The organism is Burkholderia sp. Bp9140 (assembly GCF_003853425.1).
Taxonomy (GTDB): domain Bacteria; phylum Pseudomonadota; class Gammaproteobacteria; order Burkholderiales; family Burkholderiaceae; genus Burkholderia.
Genome location: NZ_QTPQ01000020.1, coordinates 72,124 through 91,994 on the forward strand (window position 1 = coordinate 72,124; position 19,871 = coordinate 91,994).

At 68.9% G+C, this 19,871-nt stretch carries 17 protein-coding genes; 6 read left to right on the forward strand and 11 right to left on the reverse strand.

What is annotated here, in order from left to right; all coding sequences use genetic code 11:
- Positions 1-217: 217 nt before the first annotated feature.
- From DIE21_RS18065 to rsmA, 4 genes are read left to right on the forward strand one after another with little or no spacing between them, the layout of a single operon-like run.
- Positions 218-2,578, forward strand: a complete 2,361-nt coding sequence (locus DIE21_RS18065; protein ID WP_124498986.1) for an LPS-assembly protein LptD — start codon at positions 218-220, stop codon at positions 2,576-2,578.
- A 51-nt stretch (positions 2,579-2,629) separates the two neighbouring features.
- Entirely contained in the window at positions 2,630-3,988 is a 1,359-nt protein-coding gene (locus DIE21_RS18070; RefSeq protein WP_124498987.1) for a peptidylprolyl isomerase, read from the forward strand.
- A gap of 11 nt (positions 3,989-3,999) precedes the next feature.
- Positions 4,000-4,989 (forward strand): 4-hydroxythreonine-4-phosphate dehydrogenase PdxA, encoded by a 990-nt coding sequence (gene pdxA, locus DIE21_RS18075; RefSeq protein WP_124498988.1) that lies wholly within the window; start codon positions 4,000-4,002, stop codon positions 4,987-4,989.
- A 55-nt stretch (positions 4,990-5,044) separates the two neighbouring features.
- Positions 5,045-5,875: a 16S rRNA (adenine(1518)-N(6)/adenine(1519)-N(6))-dimethyltransferase RsmA gene (rsmA, locus tag DIE21_RS18080; protein ID WP_124498989.1), complete on the forward strand. Its 831-nt coding sequence runs from the start codon at positions 5,045-5,047 to the stop codon at positions 5,873-5,875.
- 122 nt (positions 5,876-5,997) lie between these two features.
- On the opposite strand, the gene DIE21_RS18085 is transcribed toward rsmA, so the two are convergent.
- Positions 5,998-6,933, reverse strand: a complete 936-nt coding sequence (locus DIE21_RS18085; RefSeq protein ID WP_124498990.1) for a DMT family transporter — start codon at positions 6,931-6,933, stop codon at positions 5,998-6,000.
- Positions 6,934-7,292: 359 nt separating this feature from the next.
- On the opposite strand from DIE21_RS18085, the gene gloA reads away from it, so the two are divergent.
- Positions 7,293-7,682 carry a lactoylglutathione lyase gene (gloA, locus tag DIE21_RS18090; RefSeq protein WP_124498991.1) on the forward strand — a complete coding sequence of 130 codons (390 nt, stop codon included), beginning with the start codon at positions 7,293-7,295 and terminating at the stop codon, positions 7,680-7,682.
- A 108-nt stretch (positions 7,683-7,790) separates the two neighbouring features.
- On the opposite strand, the gene DIE21_RS18095 is transcribed toward gloA, so the two are convergent.
- The 5 genes from DIE21_RS18095 to glyQ are packed head-to-tail and all read right to left on the reverse strand — an operon-like array spanning position 7,791 to position 13,248.
- Complete coding sequence (locus DIE21_RS18095; protein WP_124498992.1) at positions 7,791-8,693, reverse strand: M48 family metallopeptidase; 903 nt, start codon at positions 8,691-8,693, stop codon at positions 7,791-7,793.
- A gap of 46 nt (positions 8,694-8,739) precedes the next feature.
- Positions 8,740-9,504, reverse strand: coding sequence for a 1-acyl-sn-glycerol-3-phosphate acyltransferase (locus DIE21_RS18100; protein ID WP_124498993.1), 765 nt, complete (start codon positions 9,502-9,504; stop codon positions 8,740-8,742).
- Positions 9,505-9,547: 43 nt separating this feature from the next.
- A complete protein-coding gene (gene gmhB / locus DIE21_RS18105; RefSeq protein ID WP_124498994.1) occupies positions 9,548-10,111 on the reverse strand; it encodes a D-glycero-beta-D-manno-heptose 1,7-bisphosphate 7-phosphatase in 564 nt (187 codons plus the stop codon).
- Positions 10,112-10,121: 10 nt separating this feature from the next.
- Positions 10,122-12,221: a glycine--tRNA ligase subunit beta gene (gene glyS, locus DIE21_RS18110; protein WP_124498995.1), complete on the reverse strand. Its 2,100-nt coding sequence runs from the start codon at positions 12,219-12,221 to the stop codon at positions 10,122-10,124.
- 22 nt (positions 12,222-12,243) lie between these two features.
- Entirely contained in the window at positions 12,244-13,248 is a 1,005-nt protein-coding gene (gene glyQ / locus DIE21_RS18115) for a glycine--tRNA ligase subunit alpha (protein ID WP_082729730.1), read from the reverse strand.
- Between the two features lie 333 nt (positions 13,249-13,581).
- Here glyQ and DIE21_RS18120 point away from each other — a divergent pair, with 333 nt between their 5' ends.
- A complete protein-coding gene (locus DIE21_RS18120; RefSeq protein WP_124498996.1) occupies positions 13,582-15,219 on the forward strand; it encodes a tetratricopeptide repeat protein in 1,638 nt (545 codons plus the stop codon).
- A 16-nt stretch (positions 15,220-15,235) separates the two neighbouring features.
- Here the strand turns inward: DIE21_RS18120 and lnt are convergent, their stop codons facing one another.
- The 5 genes from lnt to ybeY form a co-directional block, all read right to left on the reverse strand.
- Positions 15,236-16,933: an apolipoprotein N-acyltransferase gene (gene lnt, locus DIE21_RS18125; protein WP_124498997.1), complete on the reverse strand. Its 1,698-nt coding sequence runs from the start codon at positions 16,931-16,933 to the stop codon at positions 15,236-15,238.
- A gap of 52 nt (positions 16,934-16,985) precedes the next feature.
- Positions 16,986-17,873, reverse strand: a complete 888-nt coding sequence (locus DIE21_RS18130) for an HlyC/CorC family transporter (protein WP_124498998.1) — start codon at positions 17,871-17,873, stop codon at positions 16,986-16,988.
- Between the two features lie 300 nt (positions 17,874-18,173).
- Entirely contained in the window at positions 18,174-18,323 is a 150-nt protein-coding gene (locus DIE21_RS37260; protein ID WP_185642797.1) for a hypothetical protein, read from the reverse strand.
- Between the two features lie 56 nt (positions 18,324-18,379).
- The gene (locus tag DIE21_RS18135; protein WP_124498999.1) at positions 18,380-19,012 is read right to left on the reverse strand and encodes a gamma-glutamylcyclotransferase; all 633 of its coding nucleotides are present in this window, start codon (positions 19,010-19,012) and stop codon (positions 18,380-18,382) included.
- Positions 19,013-19,032: 20 nt separating this feature from the next.
- Positions 19,033-19,818, reverse strand: a complete 786-nt coding sequence (gene ybeY / locus DIE21_RS18140; RefSeq protein ID WP_124499000.1) for an rRNA maturation RNase YbeY — start codon at positions 19,816-19,818, stop codon at positions 19,033-19,035.
- Between the last annotated feature and the right edge of the window lie 53 nt (positions 19,819-19,871).

Genomic DNA, 19,871 nt, shown 5'->3' on the forward strand with positions numbered 1-19,871 from the left:
CGGCGGAGGGGGGAACGTCTTGCCATATAATACCCCACGACTTTTTTGACGCGCCCCGCGTCAGCTTGCGCCGTGCAGGCCCGCCGCCTGTCGCGCCGTCCGCCCGATCGCCTCCCCGGTTTGCGCTCAGCCGCAGTCGCGGTGCGACGGCGCGGCCCGCCGCGCGCGAATGTGCCGTGCAGGTGCGGTTGACAAGGGGCGATTCGCCAAACGATAGATGCCGCCCAAACCGCTATTCCCGAATGTCTTCCCCGGTGACGGGGCGCCGCGCAAACGGCGGCTCGCGCTCGCACTCCTGGCCGTGCCCGGCCTCGTGCCGGCCGTGTCGTACGCGCAGCTGTCGGGCGCGGCCGCGCAGCCGCAGCCGCTCGACTCGCCGTGGGACCTGCGTCTCGCCCCGCAGCTCGAGGATCATCCGCTGAAGGACGGCGCGAAGCCGGCCGCCTTCGTGATCGCCGACCATACGAGCGGCACGGCCGACCAGGACCTGGCCGCGAAGGGCTCGGCCGAGTTGCGCCGCGGCGACGCGGTCGTGAAGGCCGACGCGCTCCACTACGATCAGGATACCGACATGGCCGACGCGTACGGCCAGGTCAAGGTGGTCAATGGCGGCACGTCGTTCGCGGGCCCCGAGGCGCATCTGAAGGTCGAGGCGAACCAGGGCTTCATGACGGCGCCGAAGTACCACTTCAACGTGACGGGCGGGTCCGGCAGCGCGGAGCGCGTCGACCTGCTCGACAGCGAGCGCTCGGTGTTCGTCAACGGCACCTACACCGCGTGCCAGTGCTCGACGAACCCGGCGTGGTACATCAAGGGCAGCCGCTTCGACTTCGATACGGGTGCCGACGAAGGCACCGCGCGCAACGGCGTGCTGTTCTTCCAGGGCGTGCCGATCTTCGCGAGCCCGTGGATGACGTTCCCGCTGTCGGGCGAGCGGCGCAGCGGCCTGCTGCCGCCGACCTTCTCGATCAACTCGAACAACGGGTTCGAGCTGACGCTGCCGTACTACTTCAACATCGCGCCGAACCGCGACCTGACGATCACGCCGCGCATCATCTCGCGGCGCGGCGTGCAGACCGAAGCGACGTTCCGCTACCTGTCGCCGTCGTATTCGGGCACGTTTACGGCCAATTACCTGCCGGACGACCGGCTCGCGCACCGCGACCGCTACGCGATCTACTGGCAGCACCAGCAGAACTTCGGCGGCGGTTTCGGCGGCTACGTCTACTTCAACAAGGTCTCGGACAACACGTATCCCGAAGACCTTGGGTCGATGAACCAGTTCATCAACGGGACGCAGACGCTGTACCAGCAGGAAGCCGGCCTCACGTACAACAACGGCCCGTGGTCGGTGCTCGCGCGCTACCAGCACTGGCAGACGCTGCCGCCGTCGATCGCGCCTTACAGCCGCGAGCCGCAGTTGAACGTGAAGTACACGAAGTACAACGTCGGCGGCTTCGACTTCGGCGCGGAAGCCGACTATTCGCGGTTCCGCATCACGACCGCCGATGCGACCGAAGGCGACCGGATCGTCTTCAACCCGTACATCGCGTACGGCGTGTACGGCCCCGGCTACTTCGTCGTGCCGAAGGTCCAGTACCACTTCGCGTCGTACGACCTGAACTACCTGTCGTCGAGCACGCCGAACAACCCGAAGCGCTTCACCGAGTCGATCCCGACCGTGAGCTTCGACACGGGCCTGATCTTCGACCGCTCGGTGCGCCTGTTCGGCCAGGACTTCATCCAGACCCTCGAGCCGCGCCTGTACTACGTGTACACGCCGTATCGCGACCAGTCGAACGCGCCGCTGTTCGACACCGCGGAATCGGACTTCGGCCTCGCGGAGATCTACCAGCCGAACACGTTCGTCGGCAACGACCGGATCGCGGATGCGAACCGGATCACGGCCGGCCTGACGTCGCGCTTCATCGATCCGCGCACCGGCGACGAGCGCGCGCGCTTCGTGGTCGCGCAGCAGTACTATTTCGCCGACCAGCGCGTGACGCTGAACTCGGGGCAGTCCGCCGTGCAGGCCCGCCACTCGGACCTGATCGTCGGCGCCGCGCTGAAGCTCGGCTCCGGCTTCATGTCGGAAACCGCGTTCCAGTACAACCAGAACAACAACCAGCTCGTGAAGTCGAGCATCGGTTTTGGCTTCAGCCCCGGCGAGCGCCGCGTGATCAACGTCGGCTACCGCTATACGCGGGCGAACACGACGCTCGACAACCAGCCGATCAACCAGTTCCTGGTGTCCGCGCAATGGCCGCTCACGCGCCGCCTGTATGCGATCGGCCGCTTCAACTACGACCTGGCAGCCGACCGGATCGTCGATGGTCTGCTCGGCTTACAATACGACGCGGATTGCTGGGCGCTCGGGGTCGGTGTCCAGCGCTTCGCGAACGGCGTGAACACGTCGGGGCAGCAGAACTCGTCGACGCGCTTCATGATGCAGCTGACGTTGAAGGGGCTGTCGAGCGTCGACAACGGTCTCGTCGCCGCATTCCGCGCCGGGGTGCCGGGCTACACGCCGCTGCCGTCCGCGCCGCCGCCGATGTCCCGCTTCAGCAACTACGAGTAACGCCGGCTTGTCTGCACCGGTCAGCACGATTTCAATGGAGTATCAGTGGCAATGAAGAAAACCCTTCGTTTCGCGGCAGTCGTGTCCAGCCTCGCCGCGTCAGCCGCGCTGCTCGCCGCCGCGCCGGCCGCGGCGCAGGCACTTGGTTCGCATGGCGCGCAGCTCGCCGACGAAGTCGTCGCGGTCGTCAACAACGACGTGATCACGGGCCGCGAACTCGACCAGCGCGTCGGCCTGATCTCGCGCCGGCTGCAGCAGCAGAACGCGCCCGTGCCGCCGGCAGACCAGCTGCGTGCGCAGGTGCTGAACCAGATGGTGCTCGAACGCATCCAGGTGCAGAAGGCCAAGGACGACGGGATCCGTATCGACGACGCGACCGTGCAGTCCACGCTGCAGCGCCTCGCGCAGGCGAACGGGATGACGCTCGAACAGTATCGCGCGCGTCTCGAGGCGCAAGGCGTGCCCTGGAGCGTGTTCACCAGCGACGCGCGCACCGAGCTGATGCTGTCGAAGCTGCGCGAGCGCGAGGTCGACGGCAAGATCACCGTGTCGGACGCCGAGGTCGCGAACTACATCGCGAGCCAGCGCGGGCCGAACGCGTCGCAGCAGCAGGACCTGCGCTTCCAGCACATCTTCGTCAAGGCGCCGACCAACGCGCCGCAGGCGGAGATCGAAGCCGCGCAGAAGAAGGCCGACGCGCTGCTGCAGCAGGCCACGTCGGGCGCCGATTTCGAGAAGCTCGCGAAGAGCAATTCGGAAGCGAACGACGCGAAGAAGGGCGGCGACCTCGGCTTCAAGGCGCCGGGCGCGCTGCCGGCCGAGGTCGTCGAAGCCGCCTCGAAGCTGCGCCCGGGCCAGGTCAACCCGACGCTGATCCGCGTGCCGGACGGCTTCGAGATCGTGCGTCTCGTCGACCGCCGCCAGAGCCAGGGCGCGACCGCCGCGGCACCGAAGATCGTCCAGACGCACGTGCGCCACATCCTGTTGCGCGTCGGCGAAGGCAAGTCGGAAGGCCAGGCGCGCCAGCAGCTGCAGGACATCCGCAAGCAGGTCGAGGCCGGTGGCGATTTCGCGAAGTTCGCGCGCACCTACTCGCAGGACGGTTCGGCGTCGCAGGGCGGCGATCTGGGCTGGATCAGCCCGGGCGAGACCGTGCCGGAATTCGAGCGCGCGATGAACAACCTGCAGGACGGCCAGATCAGCCAGCCGATTCGTACCGAGTACGGCTACCACCTGATCCAGGTGATCGACCGCCGCGAGGCGGAAGGCTCGGTGCAGCAGCAGATGGATATCGCGCGCCAGGCGATCGGCCAGCGCAAGGCCGAGCAGGCGTATGCCGACTGGCTGCGCGAACTGCGCGATTCGTCGTACGTGCAGTACAAGATCGGCGGCGTCGGCCCGGCGAACTGAGCGAGCTTCACATGACGGCATCCGCGCTGCAGATCGCGATCACGACCGGCGAACCCGCGGGTGTCGGCCCGGAGCTGACCGTGCAGGCGTTGCAGGATGCCGCGCGGCGCTGGCCCGGCGCGCATTTCACCGTGCTCGGCGACGCCGCGCTGCTCGCCGCGCGCGCGGCGGCCGTCGGGGCCGACCGGGCGGTGCTCGCCGGCGGCGGGCCGGTGTCGGTCGAGCATCATCCGCTTGCCGTGCCCGCGCAGGCGGGCAAGCTCGACGCGGCCAACGGCCGCTACGTGCTCGGGCTGCTCGATGCCGCGATCGACGGCGCGCTGGCGGGCCGGTTCGACGCGATCGTCACCGCACCGCTGCAGAAGAGCACGATCAACGATGCCGGCGTGCCGTTTACCGGCCATACCGAATACCTCGCGGAACGCACACATACGCCGCGTGTTGTCATGATGCTGGCGGGCACGGGCGAGCGGCCGCTGCGCGTCGCGCTCGCGACCACGCACCTGCCGCTGAAGGACGTGTCGTCCGCGCTGACGATCGACGGGCTCGTCGAGACGCTGGCGATCGTCGATCGCGACCTGCGGCGCGACTTCGGTCTCGCGGCGCCGCGCATCCTCGTGACGGGGCTGAACCCGCATGCGGGCGAGAACGGTTACCTCGGCCGCGAGGAGATCGACGTGATCTCGCCGGCGCTCGCGCGCGCGAACGCGCAGGGCATCGACGCGCGCGGCCCGTATCCGGCTGACACGCTGTTCCAGCCGCGCCATCTCGAGGGCGCCGATTGCGTGCTCGCGATGTTCCACGATCAGGGCCTGCCCGTGCTGAAGTATGCGACCTTCGGCGAGGGCATCAACGTCACGCTCGGGCTGCCGATCATCCGCACGTCGGTCGATCACGGCACCGCGCTGGATCTGGCCGGCACGGGCCGCGCGGATCCGGGCAGCCTGGTCGCCGCGCTCGACACGGCCGTCACGATGGCGCGCCATCGCCGCGCGTCCTGACGCGCACGGGCGCAGGCCTGACCTTATTCGTCGCATTTTTCGTTTTTCTCAGTCGATGTCGAACAGCAGACAGCACCAAGGCCACTTCGCGCGCAAGCGCTTCGGGCAGAACTTCCTCGTCGATCACGGCGTGATCGACTCGATCGTCGCGACGATCGGCCCCGCGCGCGGCCAGCGTATGGTCGAGATCGGCCCCGGGCTCGGCGCGCTCACCGAGCCGCTGATCGCGCGCCTCGCGACGCCCGAGTCGCCGCTGCATGCGGTCGAGCTCGACCGCGACCTGATCGGCCGCCTGCAGCAGCGCTTCGGCGCGCTGCTGGAACTGCACGCGGGCGACGCGCTCGCGTTCGACTTCCGCTCGCTCGCGGCACCCGGCGACAAGCCGTCGCTGCGGATCGTCGGCAACCTGCCGTACAACATTTCCAGCCCGCTGCTGTTTCACCTGATGACGTTCGCCGACGCGGTGATCGACCAGCATTTCATGCTGCAGAACGAAGTCGTCGAACGGATGGTCGCGGAGCCGGGCACGAAGGCGTTCTCGCGGCTGTCGGTGATGCTGCAGTACCGCTACGTGATGGAGAAGATGCTCGACGTGCCGCCGGAATCGTTCCAGCCGCCGCCGAAGGTCGATTCGGCGATCGTCCGGATGATTCCGTACGAACCGCACGAACTGCCGGACGTCGATCCCGTGCTGCTGGGCGAAGTCGTCACGGCCGCGTTCTCGCAGCGCCGCAAGATGCTGCGCAATACGCTCGGCGACTACCGCGAGACGATCGATTTCGACGGGCTCGGCTTCGATCTCGCGCGGCGCGCGGAGGATGTGAGCGTGGCCGAATATGTCGGTGTCGCGCAGGCGCTTGCGAAAGTGCGCAAGGCCGCGGAGTAGCGGTAACGCGCGGGCAACGCGCGCGGCACATGCCGGATCGAGGTTCACGAGGCTGCCCTGGCGGGCAGCCTTTTTACTTTGCCGATCGGTGCTCGTCGATCCCGGCGCGCGGCCGCGCGGCGCTACGCGCGCCGGCGCGGCGGCGCGTTGACGAGCGCGATCCCGGTCAGCACCAGCGCGGCCGCGGACATGAAGCGCCAGCCGACCGATTCGCCGAGCAGCAGCACGCCAAACGCGACGCCGAACAGCGGCGACAGGAACGTGAACACCGACAGCCGCGACGCGCTGTAGCGCGTGAGCAGCCAGAACCACGACAGATAGCTGACGAACGCGACGATCACCGACTGGTACGCGAGGCTCGCGAGCGCGACCGGCGTGACCTGCGCGAACGACATCTGGCCGAGCAGCGCGGCAAGCGCGACCAGCACGGCGGCCGAAACCGCGAGCTGGTAGAACAGCGTCTTGCTCGCGCTGGCCCGCGCGAGCGACGTTGAACGCACGACGACCGTCGTCGCGGCCCACATCGCGCCGCCGAGGATCCCGAGCGCGTCGCCGGCGAGCCCGGCCAGTACCGACGCGCCGGGTGCGCGCGGCGTCAGGAAGCCGTCCGCGAACGCGAGCGCGATGCCGGCGAACGCGAGGCCGACGCCGGCCCACTGGACGCGCTGCAACCGCTCGCCCGGCGCAAACAGGTGCAGGCCGAGCGCCGTGAAGCACGGTGCCGTGTACAGGAAGATCGCCATGTGCGACGCGCTCGTCAGCGTCAGCCCGAAGAACACGCAGATGAACTCGCCGGCGAACAGCGCGCCGGCCGCGATGCCCGCGCCGAGCGTGCCGTCCGCGCGGAACAGCGGCGTGCCGCGCGAGCGCGCCCAGCCCCACAGCAGGAGCGCGGCGATCACCGAGCGCAGGCCGGCCTGGAACATCGGCGGGATCGCCGCGTTCGTGCTCTTGATCGCGACCTGCTGGAAGCCCCAGATCGCGCACAGCAGCAGCATCACGCCGACGGCGCGCGTGTCGAGCGCGCGGCGCACGGGCGACCCGGCGAGCGCGGTCATCGGCGGACCTCGCCGATGCGGCGGGAAGGGGGCAGGGACATGGGCAGCGGCGGACGGACGGCGCGTCCGGCACGCTCGAATCGGCGGTTTCGCACGGCGGGCGGTGTGGCTGAATGAGGGGGTGGTCGCGTTTCGGCGGCGGGCGACATGCCCGCTTTTGGTGCGAGGTGGGAGGATGTTACCCGATCGGCAGCGTCGGCGGGGACCATCGAGCCGTGCGGTTTCGACCGGCGCACGGGCGTCGGGCTCATCGTGCGGATGCTCGGTATCGGCTGGCGGCAGGCCGGGCGCCGGCGGCGGGATTCACGTGACTCCGGTAGAATTTCCGGTTCTGGAAAGTCCCCACAGGAGTACAACCCATGCGTTTGCTGCATACGATGCTGCGAGTCGGCGATCTCGACCGCTCGATCAAGTTCTACACCGAATTGCTCGGCATGAAGCTGCTGCGTCGCGAGGATTATCCGGAAGGCAAGTTCACGCTCGCGTTCGTCGGCTATGAAGCGGAGAGCACGGGCACCGTGATCGAGCTGACCCATAACTGGGATACGCCGTCCTACGATCTCGGCAACGGCTTCGGCCACCTGGCGCTGGAAGTCGACGACGCCTATGCGGCCTGTGACAGGATCAAGGCGCAGGGCGGCAAGGTGACCCGCGAAGCGGGCCCGATGAAGCACGGCACGACCGTGATCGCATTCGTCGAGGATCCGGACGGCTACAAGATCGAGTTCATCCAGAAGAAGGCGCGCTGAGCGCGGGATGGGCGGCGCGCGGCACACGATGTGCGTCGCGCGCAACGAAAACGGGCGATGCGGAGGAATCCGCATCGCCCGTTTGCATTGCCGGTGCGCCCGATCGCGTTACAGCGACGGCAGCAGCTCGGGCGGATGATGCTTGAGCGTGTGCCGCGCTTCGCGGAATTCCGGGAAGATCGATTCGACGGTCTGCCAGAAGGCCGGGCTGTGGTTCATTTCGCGCAGGTGCGACAGCTCGTGCGCGACGACGTAGTCGATGATCGACAGCGGGAAATGGATCAGCCGCCAGTTCAGCCGGATCTTGCCGTCGCTCGAGCAGCTGCCCCAGCGCGTCGCGGCCGACGACAGCGCGTACGTCGAATACGTGACGCCGAGCTTGTCCGCGTAGACCGCGAGGCGTTCGCCGAAGATCCGCTTCGCTTCGCCCTGCAGCCAGCCCTGCACGCGATCCTTGATCTGCTGCATGTCCGCCTGCGCGGGCAGCGGCAGCGACAGCCGCAGTGCCTCGGCGTCGAATGCGACGGCACCCGTGCCGAGCGCGATCGCGATCGTCTTGCCGAGATACGGGAGTTGCGCGCCGTCGCGCCAGTCGATCTGCGGCAGCGCGCGCTGCTCGGTGCGGGTCTTCCACTCCGCGAGCTTCGCGAAGATCCAGCGCTGCTTCTCGGCGATCGCCGCTTCGATGTCGGCGAGCGTGACCCAGCGCGGCGCGGTGATCGACAGCCCGCTGCCGTCGATCGTGAAGCCGATCGTGCGGCGGGCAGAGCGCTTGAGCCGGTATTCGAGCACGCGGCTGTCGAGCGCGAACGTACGGACGCGGGAGCGATCGGGAGGCGGGCCCGGATCGAGCGGCGCCGCGGGAGCCGCCGCCGCTTCAGGCGGCGTGGGCGGCGCAGCGGGCGCCGACGGTGCCGGCGACGCCGCTGCCGGCCCGTCGAAGAGCGGCAGGTCCATCTGGCGATGATCGAGGGCCACGACGGCAGGCCGTGGCCGCGGACGCTTTTTCATCAGTTCGCTTCGTTTCGTCGTACGCAACGGCTGCAATCCGGGTGATTCAGACGCGCGCGGCATCGCGCGTGCCGGCATTGCCCGGCTGGCGATAGGCATCGGGATCGATGCGGCGCATCTCCGCTTCGATCCATGCCTCGACCTGCGAGTTCAATACGTCGGGCGTCTTGCCGTCGACGGGAATCGGCTTGCCGATCGACACGGTGACGACACCCGGGAATTTCGTGAACGAATTGCGCGGCCACACCCGACCTGCATTGTGCGCGATCGGCACGACCGGCGTGGCGGTTTCGATCGCGAAGCGCGCGCCGCCCGTCTTGTACTTGCCTTGCTTGCCGACCGGCGTGCGCGTGCCTTCCGGGAACATGATCATCCAGGCGCCTTCCGACAGGCGCTTCTTGCCCTGGCGGATCACCGACGTGAACGCGTTCTTGCCTTCCTTGCGGTTGATGTTGACCATGTGCAGCATGCCGAGCGCCCAGCCGAAGAACGGCACGTACAGCAGCTCGCGCTTGAACACGTAGCAGAGCGGCTTCGGCATCAGCGCCGGAAACGCGAGCGTCTCCCACGCGGACTGGTGCTTGGCCAGCAGCACGGCCGGGCCGTCGGGCAGGTTTTCCATCCCTTCGATCCGGTAGCGGATGCCGTTCAGCCAGCGCACGACCCACAGCGTCGACTTGCACCAGCCGGCCGCCATCCAGTAGCGCGCGTCGGGACGCATGAACGGGAACGCGATGAAGCACGCCGTGGCGTACGGCACCGTGTACAGGATGAAGTAGATCAGCAGCAGCAGGGAGCGGACGAAGCGCATCGGCGTGGGTCTGACAGTAAGGAGGATGCGCGCGGCGGCGGCATCACTCGTGTTCGTGTGAAAGGAAGTCGAGCGCGAACGCGCGCAGGTCGTCATGGACCTTCGTGCCGTCAGGCAGGTTGCCCGCGGCGAGCGTCTTCTTGCCCTTGCCGGTCAGCACGAGGTGCGGCCGGAAGCCGACCGCGATGCCGGCCTGCAGGTCGCGCAGCGAATCGCCGACGGCCGGCGTGTGGGCGGGATCGATCTCGAAGCGCTCGGCGATCATCTGCATCATGCCGGGCTTCGGCTTGCGGCAGTCGCAGTGATCTTCCGCCACGTGCGGGCAGAAGAACACCGCGTCGATGCGCGCGCCGACGGCGGCCGCCGCGCGATGCATCTTCAGGTGCATCGCGTTGAGCGCGGCCATGTCGAACAGCCCGCGGCCGATGCCGGACTGGTTGGTCGCGACGACCACGCGATAGCCCGCGTGGTTGAGTCGTGCGATCGCCTCGAGGCTGCCGGGCAGCGCGATCCACTCGTCGGGCGTCTTGATGAATGCGTCCGAATCGACGTTGATCACGCCGTCCCGGTCGAGGACGACGAGCTTGCGGTGGGGGCTGGTCGGCATCGTGCGGCCCTTATGCGGCGAGCTTCGAGATGTCGGCGACGCAGTTCATCTGCTGATGCAGCGCGAACAGCAGCGCGAGACGGTTCGCGCGCAGCGCGGGATCCTCGGCGTTGACCATCACGTCGTTGAAGAACGTGTCGACCGGCGCGCGCAGCGCGGCGAGCGCCGACAGCGCGCCCGTGTACGCACGCGCCTCGAGCTGCGACTGCACGTGCGGCGTCACGGCCGCGAGCTGTTCGTGCAGCGCCTTTTCGGCGGCCTCGACGAGCAGCGTCGGCTGCACCGTGCCGTTCGCGCCGCCTTCCGACTTCTTCAGGATGTTCGAGATCCGCTTGTTGGCGGCCGCGAGCGCTTCGGCTTCCGCGAGGCGCGTGAATTCGCGCACCGCGTCGAGGCGCGCGACGAGATCGTCGACGCGCGTCGGGTTCAGGCTCAGCACCGCTTCGACTTCGCCGGCCGAGTAGCCGCGTTCGCGCAGGAGGCCGCGCAGGCGGTCCATGAAGAACGAGAAGATCGCGTCGGTCGATTCGGCGACGCCCGGCACGCCTTCGAAGCGCGCATGGGCCGTGCGCAGCAGCGACACGAGATCGAGCGGCAGCTGTTTCTCGAGCAGCAGGCGCAGCACGCCGAGCGCGTGGCGGCGCAGCGCGAACGGATCCTTCTCGCCGGTCGGCGCGAGGCCGATGCCCCAGATGCCGACGATCGTCTCGAGCTTGTCGGCGAGCGCGACGGCGGTCGACACCGGCGTGGTCGGCAGCGCGTCGCCGGAGAAGCGCGGCTGGTAGTGCTCGGCACAGGCGAGCGCGACGTCGTCGGCTTCGCCGTCGTGACGCGCGTAGTACGTGCCCATCGTGCCCTGCAGTTCCGGGAACTCGCCGACCATGTCGGTCAGCAGGTCGGCCTTCGCGAGGCGCGCGGCGCGCTTCGCGTGCGCGGCATCGGCGCCGATCGCGGGCGCGATCTCGCCGGCCAGCGCCTCGAGGCGCTCGACGCGCGCGAGCGCCGAACCGAGCTTGTTGTGATAGACGACGTTCGCGAGCAGCGGCACGCGGTCGGCGAGCGGCTTCTTCTTGTCCTGCTCGAAGAAGAACTTCGCGTCGGCGAGGCGCGGGCGCACGACGCGCTCGTTGCCTTCGACGATCTCGTCCGGCGTCTTCGTGTCGATGTTCGACACGATTAGGAAGCGCGAGCGCAGCTTGCCGTCGACGTCGGTCAGTGCGAAATACTTCTGGTTCGTCTGCATCGTGAGGATCAGGCATTCCTGCGGCACCTGCAGGAATTCGTCCTCGAAGCGGCACGGATAGACGACCGGCCATTCGACCAGCGACGTCACTTCGTCGAGCAGCGATTCGGGCATCACGACCGTGTCGCCGTTCGCGTGTTCGTTCAGCTGCGTGCGGATCGTTTCGCGGCGATCGACGAAGTGCGCGATCACGCGGCCCTTGTCGCGCAGCGTGTCGGCATACGCGCGCGCATGCTGGATCGCGACGAGGCCGTCGGACAGGAAGCGGTGGCCGAGCGTGGTGTCGCCGGCGTCGATGCCGAACGCGGTGACGGGCACGATGCGATCGTCGTGCAGCACGGTCAGGCGTTGCACCGGGCGCACGAACTTCACGTCGGAGCCGTCCGGGCGCTGGTAAGTCATGACCTTCGGGATCGGCAGCTTCTCGAGCGTCTCGTCGAGCGCGGCCTGCAGCCCGTCGGCGAGCGTCGCGCCGGCAGCCGAATAGTTGACGAAGAACGCTTCGGCCTTGCCGTCCTGTGCACGCTCGAGATCGGCGATCGACAGGTTCGGATGGCCGAGCGCCGCGAGCTTCTTCGCGAGCGGGGCGGTCGGCTTGCCTTCTGCGTCGAGCGCGACCGACACGGGCAGGACCTTTTCGCGGACCTGCTTTTCAGGTGCGACGGCGCGCACGTTCTGCACGACGACCGCGAGGCGGCGCGGCGTGGCGTAGCGTTCGAATACGAGTTCGCCTTCGACGAGGTCGCGGGCCGCGAGGCGTTGCGCGAGACCTTCGGCGAATGCGTCGCCAAGGCGCGCGAGGGCCTTCGGCGGCAGCTCTTCGGTCAGCAGTTCGACGAGCAGGGGGGCGGGATGATTGTGCGTCATGTCTGGAATAAATCTCGTCTCGTCAGTCCTGATCGATCTTGCGTTCGACCTTGAGCGGCGGCGCCCATGCCGGCTGGGCGGCGTCCTGGGCGTCGGTGGTGAGGCCCGGCACGCCCGGCGGGTTGCCGAGCATCGGGAAGCCGAGCTTCTCGCGCGAGTCGTAGTAAGCCTGCGCGACGAGACGCGACAGCGCGCGGATGCGGCCGATGTACGCCGCACGCTCGGTCACCGAGATCGCGCCGCGCGCGTCGAGCAGGTTGAACGTGTGGCCGGCCTTCAGCACGAGTTCGTACGCGGGTAGCGCGAGCTGCGCGTCGATCATCTTCTTCGCTTCCGCTTCGTAGCTGTTGAAGAACGTGAACAGCAGGTCGACGTTCGCGTGCTCGAAGTTGTAGGTCGACTGCTCGACCTCGTTCTGGTGGTAGACGTCGCCGTACGACAGGCGGCGCAGCTCTGGGCCGTTCGGGCCGTGCTCCTCCCACTCGGTCCATACCAGGTCGTATACGTTCTCGACCTTCTGCAGGTACATCGCGAGGCGCTCGAGGCCGTAGGTGATCTCGCCGAGCACTGGCTTGCAGTCGAGGCCGCCGACCTGCTGGAAATACGTGAACTGCGTGACTTCCATCCCGTTCAGCCACACTTCCCAGCCGAGGCCCCACGCGCCGAGCGTCGGGTTCTCCCAGTCGTCCTCGACGAAGCGCACGTCGTTCTGCTTCAGGTCGAAGCCGAGCGCTTCCAGCGAACCGAGGTACAGGTCGAGGATGTTTTCCGGCGCCGGCTTGAGCACGACCTGGTACTGGTAGTAATGCTGCAGGCGGTTCGGGTTCTCGCCGTAGCGGCCGTCCTTCGGGCGGCGCGACGGCTGCACGTAGGCGGCGCGCCACGGCTCGGGGCCGACCGCGCGCAGGAACGTGTGGACGTGCGACGTGCCCGCGCCGACTTCCATGTCGATGGGCTGGAGCAGGGCGCAACCCTGCTTGTCCCAGTAGGACTGCAGCGTCAGGATGATTTGCTGAAACGTAAGCATGAAGAGCCTTCGTGGCGCTGGCGCTCCGTTGCGGGCGGCGCTCCGGGCGGGGCCCGGAGGGTCGGCTCGCGCGGCGGCGCGGCTTGTTAGTGTGCTGAAACGTGTAATTTTACCGGATCGGCGACCCGATGCGGCCGGAACGCGGACGAAGAGGCTGCCGGCGCTGTTCCGGCGACCTTGCGCAGCCTGTGCGCGGGGGGTGTCGATGCGCGCGGGCGGTCGCGTGCGCGGCGTCGCGATGCGCCTGTCGCGCTGCTTTGCGCGGGCGTTAAGATGCGCGTATTGCGGCGCGCGTGGCGCCTGCCGCGCGACCGATTGCCCACTCCGGACCGCATGGACGATTCGAACGACCTCCTCATTCCATTGATGCCGCCGCTGCTTGCGCTGCTCGGGCAGGCCGCCGACGCGCACGCGCGCGGCGAGCGCGATGCGCATGCGCTCTGGCTCGCCGCCGCCGGCCATCTGCACGCGGTCGACATGGCCGCGCTCGCGCAGCTCACCACGGCGCTCGTCGCGCGGCAGCACACGGCCGACGCGCTCGCGCTGGCCGAATGCGCGGTGCGCGTTCATCCGGGTGCCGGCGCCCGTTTCAATCACGGCTATGCGCTGCAGATGCTGGGCCGTCACGCCGACGCCGTCGCGCCGTACCGCGCGGCCTACGCGCTCGATCCGGGCTGGCCGTCGCTGCGCAACAACCTCGCGATCGCGCTGCGGCTGTCGGGCGGCGACCGCAACGAGGAAATCGCGCTGCTCGGCGCGGCCGTGGAGGCCGATCCGCACGACGTGCAGGCGTGGATCAACCTGGTCGTCGCGCGGCTCGCGACGCACGACCTCGACGGCGCGCTCGCGTGTGCGGCGCGGCTCGCGGAAATCGCGCCCGACAATGCGCTCGCGCTGAACAACATCGCGATGGCGATGAAGGAAGCGCAGCGCTGGGACGACGCCGAGCGCTACGCGGCGCGCGCGTGCGAGCTGGCGCCCGACGACGCGTCGTTCCGTTTCAACCTCGCGATCATCCAGCTCGTGCGCGGCAACCACGCGGCCGGCTGGCGCGGCCACGAGGCGCGCTGGGACGGCGCCGGCGAACTGCGCGGCCGCCGGCCGGTGCTGCCGGGCCCGCGCTGGCAGGGCGAGCCGCTCGCGGGCAAGACGCTGCTCGTGTGGGGCGAGCAGGGGCTCGGCGACGTGCTGCAGTTCACGCGCTTCGTCGCGCCGCTCGCCGAGCGCGTGCATCGCGAGGGCGGCCGGCTCGTGTGGAACACGTTTCCGCAGGTGGGCACGCTGATGGAGCGCAGCCTCGGCGCGCACGTGGATGCATTCAGTGCGGGCGGCGGCGTCGACGCGCTGCCCGCATTCGACTACGAAGTGCCGCTGATCGGCCTGCCGTTGATGCTCGGGATGGAGACGTCGACGCTCGGGGAGGCGGTGCCGTACCTGCATGCCGATCCGGGCGCGCGCGATGCGTGGCGCGCGCGGCTCGCGGGCGACGGTCGGCTCAAGGTCGGGCTCGTGTGGACGGGCAGCGCGGGGCACCAGCGCAACCCGTTCCGGCGCGTCGGGCTCGAACGCTACGCCGATGCGTTTCGCGGTATCGACGGCGTCGCGTTCCATTCGCTGCAGCCGGGCGCGGACGCGGATGTCGCCGCGGCGCGCGCGGCCGGTTTCGCGATCGAAGACTTCACCGCCGAACTGAAGCGTTTCGACGATACGGCCGCGTTCATCGGCGCGCTGGACCTGGTGATCACGGTGTGCACGTCGGTCGCGCACCTGTCGGGCGCGCTCGGCGCGCGCACCTGGGTGCTGCTCGACGTGAATCCGCACTGGCCGTGGCTGCTCGAACGCACCGACAGCCCGTGGTATCCGACCGCCACGCTGTACCGGCAGCCGACGTTCGGCGCCTGGGCGCCGGTGATGGAGGCGCTCGGGCGGGATCTGCGCGGCCTGGCCGCGGATGCGAAGCGGCCGGCCTGAGCGGCCGACCGATGCATCACACGTTGCGGTTCCGGCCGTCGCCGGCCTGCGCGCCGTTGCGGCGGCGCAGGCCCGGCCCGAACGTGAAGCCGAACGCGAGCAGCACCAGCGACACCGCGAGCACGATGTTGTTGCCGCTCGTCACGTATGGCGTGAAGCCGCTCGTGCCTTCGATCCGCACGTCGAGCGAGCCGATCGTGAACGGCTTCAGCTGGCCGAGCACGCGGCCGCGCGCGTCGATCGCGGCCGTCATCCCGGTATTGGTGGCGCGCAGCATCGGCCTGCTCGTTTCGAGCGCGCGCATCCGCGCGATCTGCAGGTGCTGGTCGAGCGCGATCGTGTCGCCGAACCACGCGAGGTTCGTCACGTTGACGAGCACGCCGGGCGGCTGCGGGTTGTCGCGGATCGTCGCGGCGATTTCCTCGCCGAACAAGTCCTCGTAGCAGATGTCGGCCATCACCGGCTGGTTGTGCACGAGGAACGGCTTCTGCACCGGCGCGCCGCGCGCGAAGTCGCCGAGCGGCATCTTCATCAGGTCGACGAACCACCGGAAGCCCCACGGGATGAATTCGCCGAAGGGCACGAGATGGTGCTTGTCGTAGTGGTAGATGTCGCGCGAGTGCGGCGTCACGCCGTACAGGCTGTTCGTGTAGTCGACGTAATGACCGTCCGGCGTCACCGACGCGCCGACCGCGCCGAACAGCACGGCCGAGCCCGTCGTGTCGCTGAACTGGCGGATCGCGACGGCGAACGGCTCGGGCAGTTCCTGGATCATCACCGCGATCGCGGTTTCCGGCGTGACGATCAGGTCGGCCGGCTTCTCGACGATCATCTGCGTGTACATCTTGATCGCCGCGTCGATGCCTTCCTGCTCGAACTTGATGTCCTGCTTCACGTTGCCCTGCAAGAGCCGCACCGTGAGCGGCGCATTCGCGGGCACGGTCCACGTGGCCTGCGACAGCCCGACGCCGGCCGCGACGAGCGCGACGGCAATGGCGGCCGGTGCGATGATGCGCACGCGCGCATTGCCGGCGGCGCCGCGTTCGACCGCGGGCGCGCGCCGCGCGGCGACGAGCGCCTGCACGGCCAGCGCGGCGAACAGCGCGAGCACCCAGGCGATCCCGTACACGCCGACGACCGGCGCGAAGCCCGCGAACGGGCCGTCGACCTGCGGATAGCCGCTCGCGAGCCACGGAAAGCCGGTGAGCACGGTGCCGCGCAGCCATTCGCCGAGCGCCCACGCGCTTGCGAACGCGAACGCGCCGTGCCAGGTCGGCGAGAACGGCCGCGGGTCGGGTTCGCGGCGATGCCACGCATGGCCTGCGCAGAACGACCACAGCCCCGCCGAGAACGCCGGGTACAGCGACAGGTACAGCGAGAACAGCACCAGCGCGCCGCCCGCGAGCGGCGCGGCCATCTCGCCGTACACGTGCATGCTGATGTAGAGCCACCAGATGCCGCTGATGAAGTTGCCGAAGCCGAACGCGCCGCCGGTAAGCGCGGCGCCGCGCCAGCTCGACGTGCGCGTCAGCTGCGCGAAAAACCAGACGAATACGACGAGCTGCAGCCAGCCGCCGTGCGGGGTCGGTGCGAAGCTGAGCGTATTGGCCGCGCCGGCGAACAGCGCGGCCGGATAGTGCCAGCGCGGCAGCGCGCGGCCGGGCGCCGGCGCGAGAAGACCGCCAGCCGGGCGGGACGGGATCGGATCGTCCATGTGAAGCGAAAGAGGGCGAGCGGTTGAAGGAGGCGCGGCCGGCGCGGGACGGTCAGTCCTCGTGCGAGGTTTCGGCGCGGCGGCTCGTGTGCGGGTTGCGGCGCACCAGCAGCACGTGGACCTGGCGCGCATCGCCGCGCTGGATCTCGAACACGAGGTTGCCGAGTTGCAGCTTCTCGCCGCGGTGCGGCACGCGGCCGAAATGATGGGTGATCAGCCCGCCGATCGTGTCGACCTCGTCGTCGGGGAAGTCGGTGCCGAACGTCTCGTTGAACTGTTCGATCTCGGTGAGCGCGCGCACGCGGTAGCGGCCGTCCGGCCCCGAGATGATGTTGCCGGCTTCCTCGTCGAAGTCGTATTCGTCCTCGATGTCGCCGACGATCTGCTCGAGCACGTCCTCGATCGTGATCAGGCCCGCGACGCCGCCGTATTCGTCGACGACGATCGCGAGGTGGTTGCGGTTCACGCGGAAGTCGTGCAGCAGCACGTTCAGGCGCTTCGATTCGGGAATGAACACGGCGGGGCGCAGCATCCCGCGCACGTCGAATTCCTCTTCGGCATAGAAGCGCAGCAGGTCTTTCGCGAGCAGCACGCCGATCACGTTGTCGCGGTTCTCCTCGTACACGGGGTAGCGCGAGTGCGCCTTCTCGAGGACGAACGGGATGAAGTCTTCAGGCTTGTCGGCGATGTTGATCGCGTCCATCTGCGCGCGCGGCACCATGATGTCGCGTGCGCACAGGTCGGACACCTGGAACACGCCTTCGATCATCGACAGCGAATCGGCATCGATCAGGTTGCGTTCGTGGGCGTCCTGGAGGATTTCCAGCAGCTCGGTCCGGGATTCCGGCTCGGGCGAGATGAAGTCGGTCAGGCGCTCGAGCAGCGAGCGCTTTTCTTGCGGTTTGTCGGTTGACTTACGACTGGGATACGAATCGTTCATGGTGGTGCGCCCGGGTCATGCCGGAGCGCGCGGTCACGGAGTAGGCAAGGATACACCAAGGGCATGGCGCGGCCGTGTCACCCCGGCCGTCCGGCCGGGGGCAGGCGGCGCGCGCGCCCCGCTCGGGGAACGGTCCGCGCCGGGCGCGGCGCCGTCCTTCGTCTCCATCCTATCTCAGAAAGGGGCGCCGGGGCAGCGGCGGCAAAAAAGCGGGCGGAACGGCGACCGGCTGGCCGGTCGGCGCCGGCGGCATTTCGTCGCGTGCAGGGCGGGCCGGGGCGGGCGCGGCAGCGCCGGAATTCAGAAGCGCATGCCGGCCGAACAGCCGCCGGCCGCCGCGCCGTTGGTCGCGGCGCCGCCGCAGCCCAAGATGCCGCAGCCGGACAGCACGACGCTCGCGGCGACGAGCAGCGCGGCCAGCGTGACGCGCGATCCGCGTGACGATTTCATGGGCGCAGAGCCTCCTTTCACATGCATGGGCGTGACGCGAGCCGGCCTGTCGGGCGTCAGCGGCACCGCGCGAGCAGCGCTTCGAGCGCGCGATCGGGGATGCCGCTCGCGCGCAGCGCGTCCACCGTGCGGCTCACGTAGTCGAGCGTCGTGCCGTAGCGGCCGGCCGCGCAGCCGAACACTTCCGTCACGACGCGGTCGGTCAGCTTGCCGGTGTAGGTCGGCACGTCGCGGCGCATCACGAATGCCAGCGCGTTCACGCGTTCGCCGGTCTCGAGCGAGCACGGCAGCCACGCGGGCCGGTACGAGCCCATCGGCATCTCGCGTTTCCACAACGTCTCGAGATGCGGCTGCGCGGACGGGCCCGCGAGCCGAAAAGCGATGCCCGAGCACGAGCCGCCGCGATCGAGCGCGAGCACGAGGCCCGGACGTTCGGGCGTGCCGCGGTTCACGCGCGACCACAGGTAGAGCCCGCGATGGTAGCCGTGTACCTTGCCGCGCACGGCGGCGACGGTCGGCAGCCCGGGGTTCCAGATCAGCGAGCCATAGCCGAACAGCCAGAGATCCTGCTGGCCGTCCCAGTCGCGCATCGTGTGCGCGAGCGACGCGGCGAGCTCGTCTTCCGTCAGCAGCCGCCCCTCGCCGATCGACGGCGGGTACGCGGGCGGCAGCATCGCGGCTTGGCGCATGGTGCGGACGCCTCTTGCGCTTACTGATACGGGTTCGGGAAGCCCAGCTTCGCGAGGATGTCGACCTCGAGCGCTTCCATTTCGGCGGCGTCCTCGTCGCTCGTCTCGTGATCGTAGCCCTGCGCGTGCAGCGCGCCGTGCACCAGCAGGTGCGCATAGTGGGCCGCCAGCGGCTTGCCCTGTTCGTGCGCTTCCTTCTCGACGACCGGGCAGCACAGCACGAGGTCGCCGATCACGGTGCCGTCGGGCGCCGGGTCGTACGCGAAGGTCAGCACGTTGGTCGGGTAGTCCTTGTGGCGGTAGCCGGCGTTCAGCGTGCGGCCTTCTTCGTCGCCGACGAAGCGCACGGTCAGCTGCGCGCTCGCGAACAGCGCCGGCTCGATCCATTCGGCGATCAGCTTGCGCTTGGGGAGCGTCTTGCGGACGTCGCCGGTGATTTCGTCGCCGTACTGCACGGACAGGTCGAGCGCCAGCTCGCGCGGCTCGTCCGCCATTTCCGCGATTTCCTCGTCGCGCGGCGCGGGTTCGGCACCCACGTGCAGCGTCACGCTGTCGTAGTGCTCTGGCTGCAGCGCGAGCTTCGCGCGCATCGCCGGATCGTTGTGCTGCGCGACGATCGCGATGGCCGCCTCGCCCGAGCTGCCCGACAGGTCGAACATCAGGCTGCGGCCGTCCGGGAAGTCGATGCGCAGCCCTTGCGCGTCGACGGTCCGGGCCTTGCCCTTCGCATCGAACAGCGAGAGACGGGGGGAATCGGGCGCGGCGGACTGGGCGCGCCCGGACTTGCGAGAACGGGAAGATTTCATGACGGGTGCGGCGATTGGAACGCGTTGAGGATACACCAAACGGCCGATCGCGC

Bases quoted from the DNA above. Each gene is read 5' to 3' on its own strand.
- DIE21_RS18065 (WP_124498986.1), top strand. From the start codon at position 218: ATGCCGCCCAAACCGCTATTCCCGAATGTCTTCCCCGGTGACGGGGCG.
- DIE21_RS18070 (WP_124498987.1), top strand. From the start codon at position 2,630: ATGAAGAAAACCCTTCGTTTCGCGGCAGTCGTGTCCAGCCTCGCCGCG.
- pdxA (WP_124498988.1), top strand. From the start codon at position 4,000: ATGACGGCATCCGCGCTGCAGATCGCGATCACGACCGGCGAACCCGCG.
- rsmA (WP_124498989.1), top strand. From the start codon at position 5,045: ATGTCGAACAGCAGACAGCACCAAGGCCACTTCGCGCGCAAGCGCTTC.
- DIE21_RS18085 (WP_124498990.1), bottom strand. From the start codon at position 6,933: ATGACCGCGCTCGCCGGGTCGCCCGTGCGCCGCGCGCTCGACACGCGC.
- gloA (WP_124498991.1), top strand. From the start codon at position 7,293: ATGCGTTTGCTGCATACGATGCTGCGAGTCGGCGATCTCGACCGCTCG.
- DIE21_RS18095 (WP_124498992.1), bottom strand. From the start codon at position 8,693: ATGAAAAAGCGTCCGCGGCCACGGCCTGCCGTCGTGGCCCTCGATCAT.
- DIE21_RS18100 (WP_124498993.1), bottom strand. From the start codon at position 9,504: ATGCGCTTCGTCCGCTCCCTGCTGCTGCTGATCTACTTCATCCTGTAC.
- gmhB (WP_124498994.1), bottom strand. From the start codon at position 10,111: ATGCCGACCAGCCCCCACCGCAAGCTCGTCGTCCTCGACCGGGACGGC.
- glyS (WP_124498995.1), bottom strand. From the start codon at position 12,221: ATGACGCACAATCATCCCGCCCCCCTGCTCGTCGAACTGCTGACCGAA.
- glyQ (WP_082729730.1), bottom strand. From the start codon at position 13,248: ATGCTTACGTTTCAGCAAATCATCCTGACGCTGCAGTCCTACTGGGAC.
- DIE21_RS18120 (WP_124498996.1), top strand. From the start codon at position 13,582: ATGGACGATTCGAACGACCTCCTCATTCCATTGATGCCGCCGCTGCTT.
- lnt (WP_124498997.1), bottom strand. From the start codon at position 16,933: ATGGACGATCCGATCCCGTCCCGCCCGGCTGGCGGTCTTCTCGCGCCG.
- DIE21_RS18130 (WP_124498998.1), bottom strand. From the start codon at position 17,873: ATGAACGATTCGTATCCCAGTCGTAAGTCAACCGACAAACCGCAAGAA.
- DIE21_RS37260 (WP_185642797.1), bottom strand. From the start codon at position 18,323: ATGAAATCGTCACGCGGATCGCGCGTCACGCTGGCCGCGCTGCTCGTC.
- DIE21_RS18135 (WP_124498999.1), bottom strand. From the start codon at position 19,012: ATGCGCCAAGCCGCGATGCTGCCGCCCGCGTACCCGCCGTCGATCGGC.
- ybeY (WP_124499000.1), bottom strand. From the start codon at position 19,818: ATGAAATCTTCCCGTTCTCGCAAGTCCGGGCGCGCCCAGTCCGCCGCG.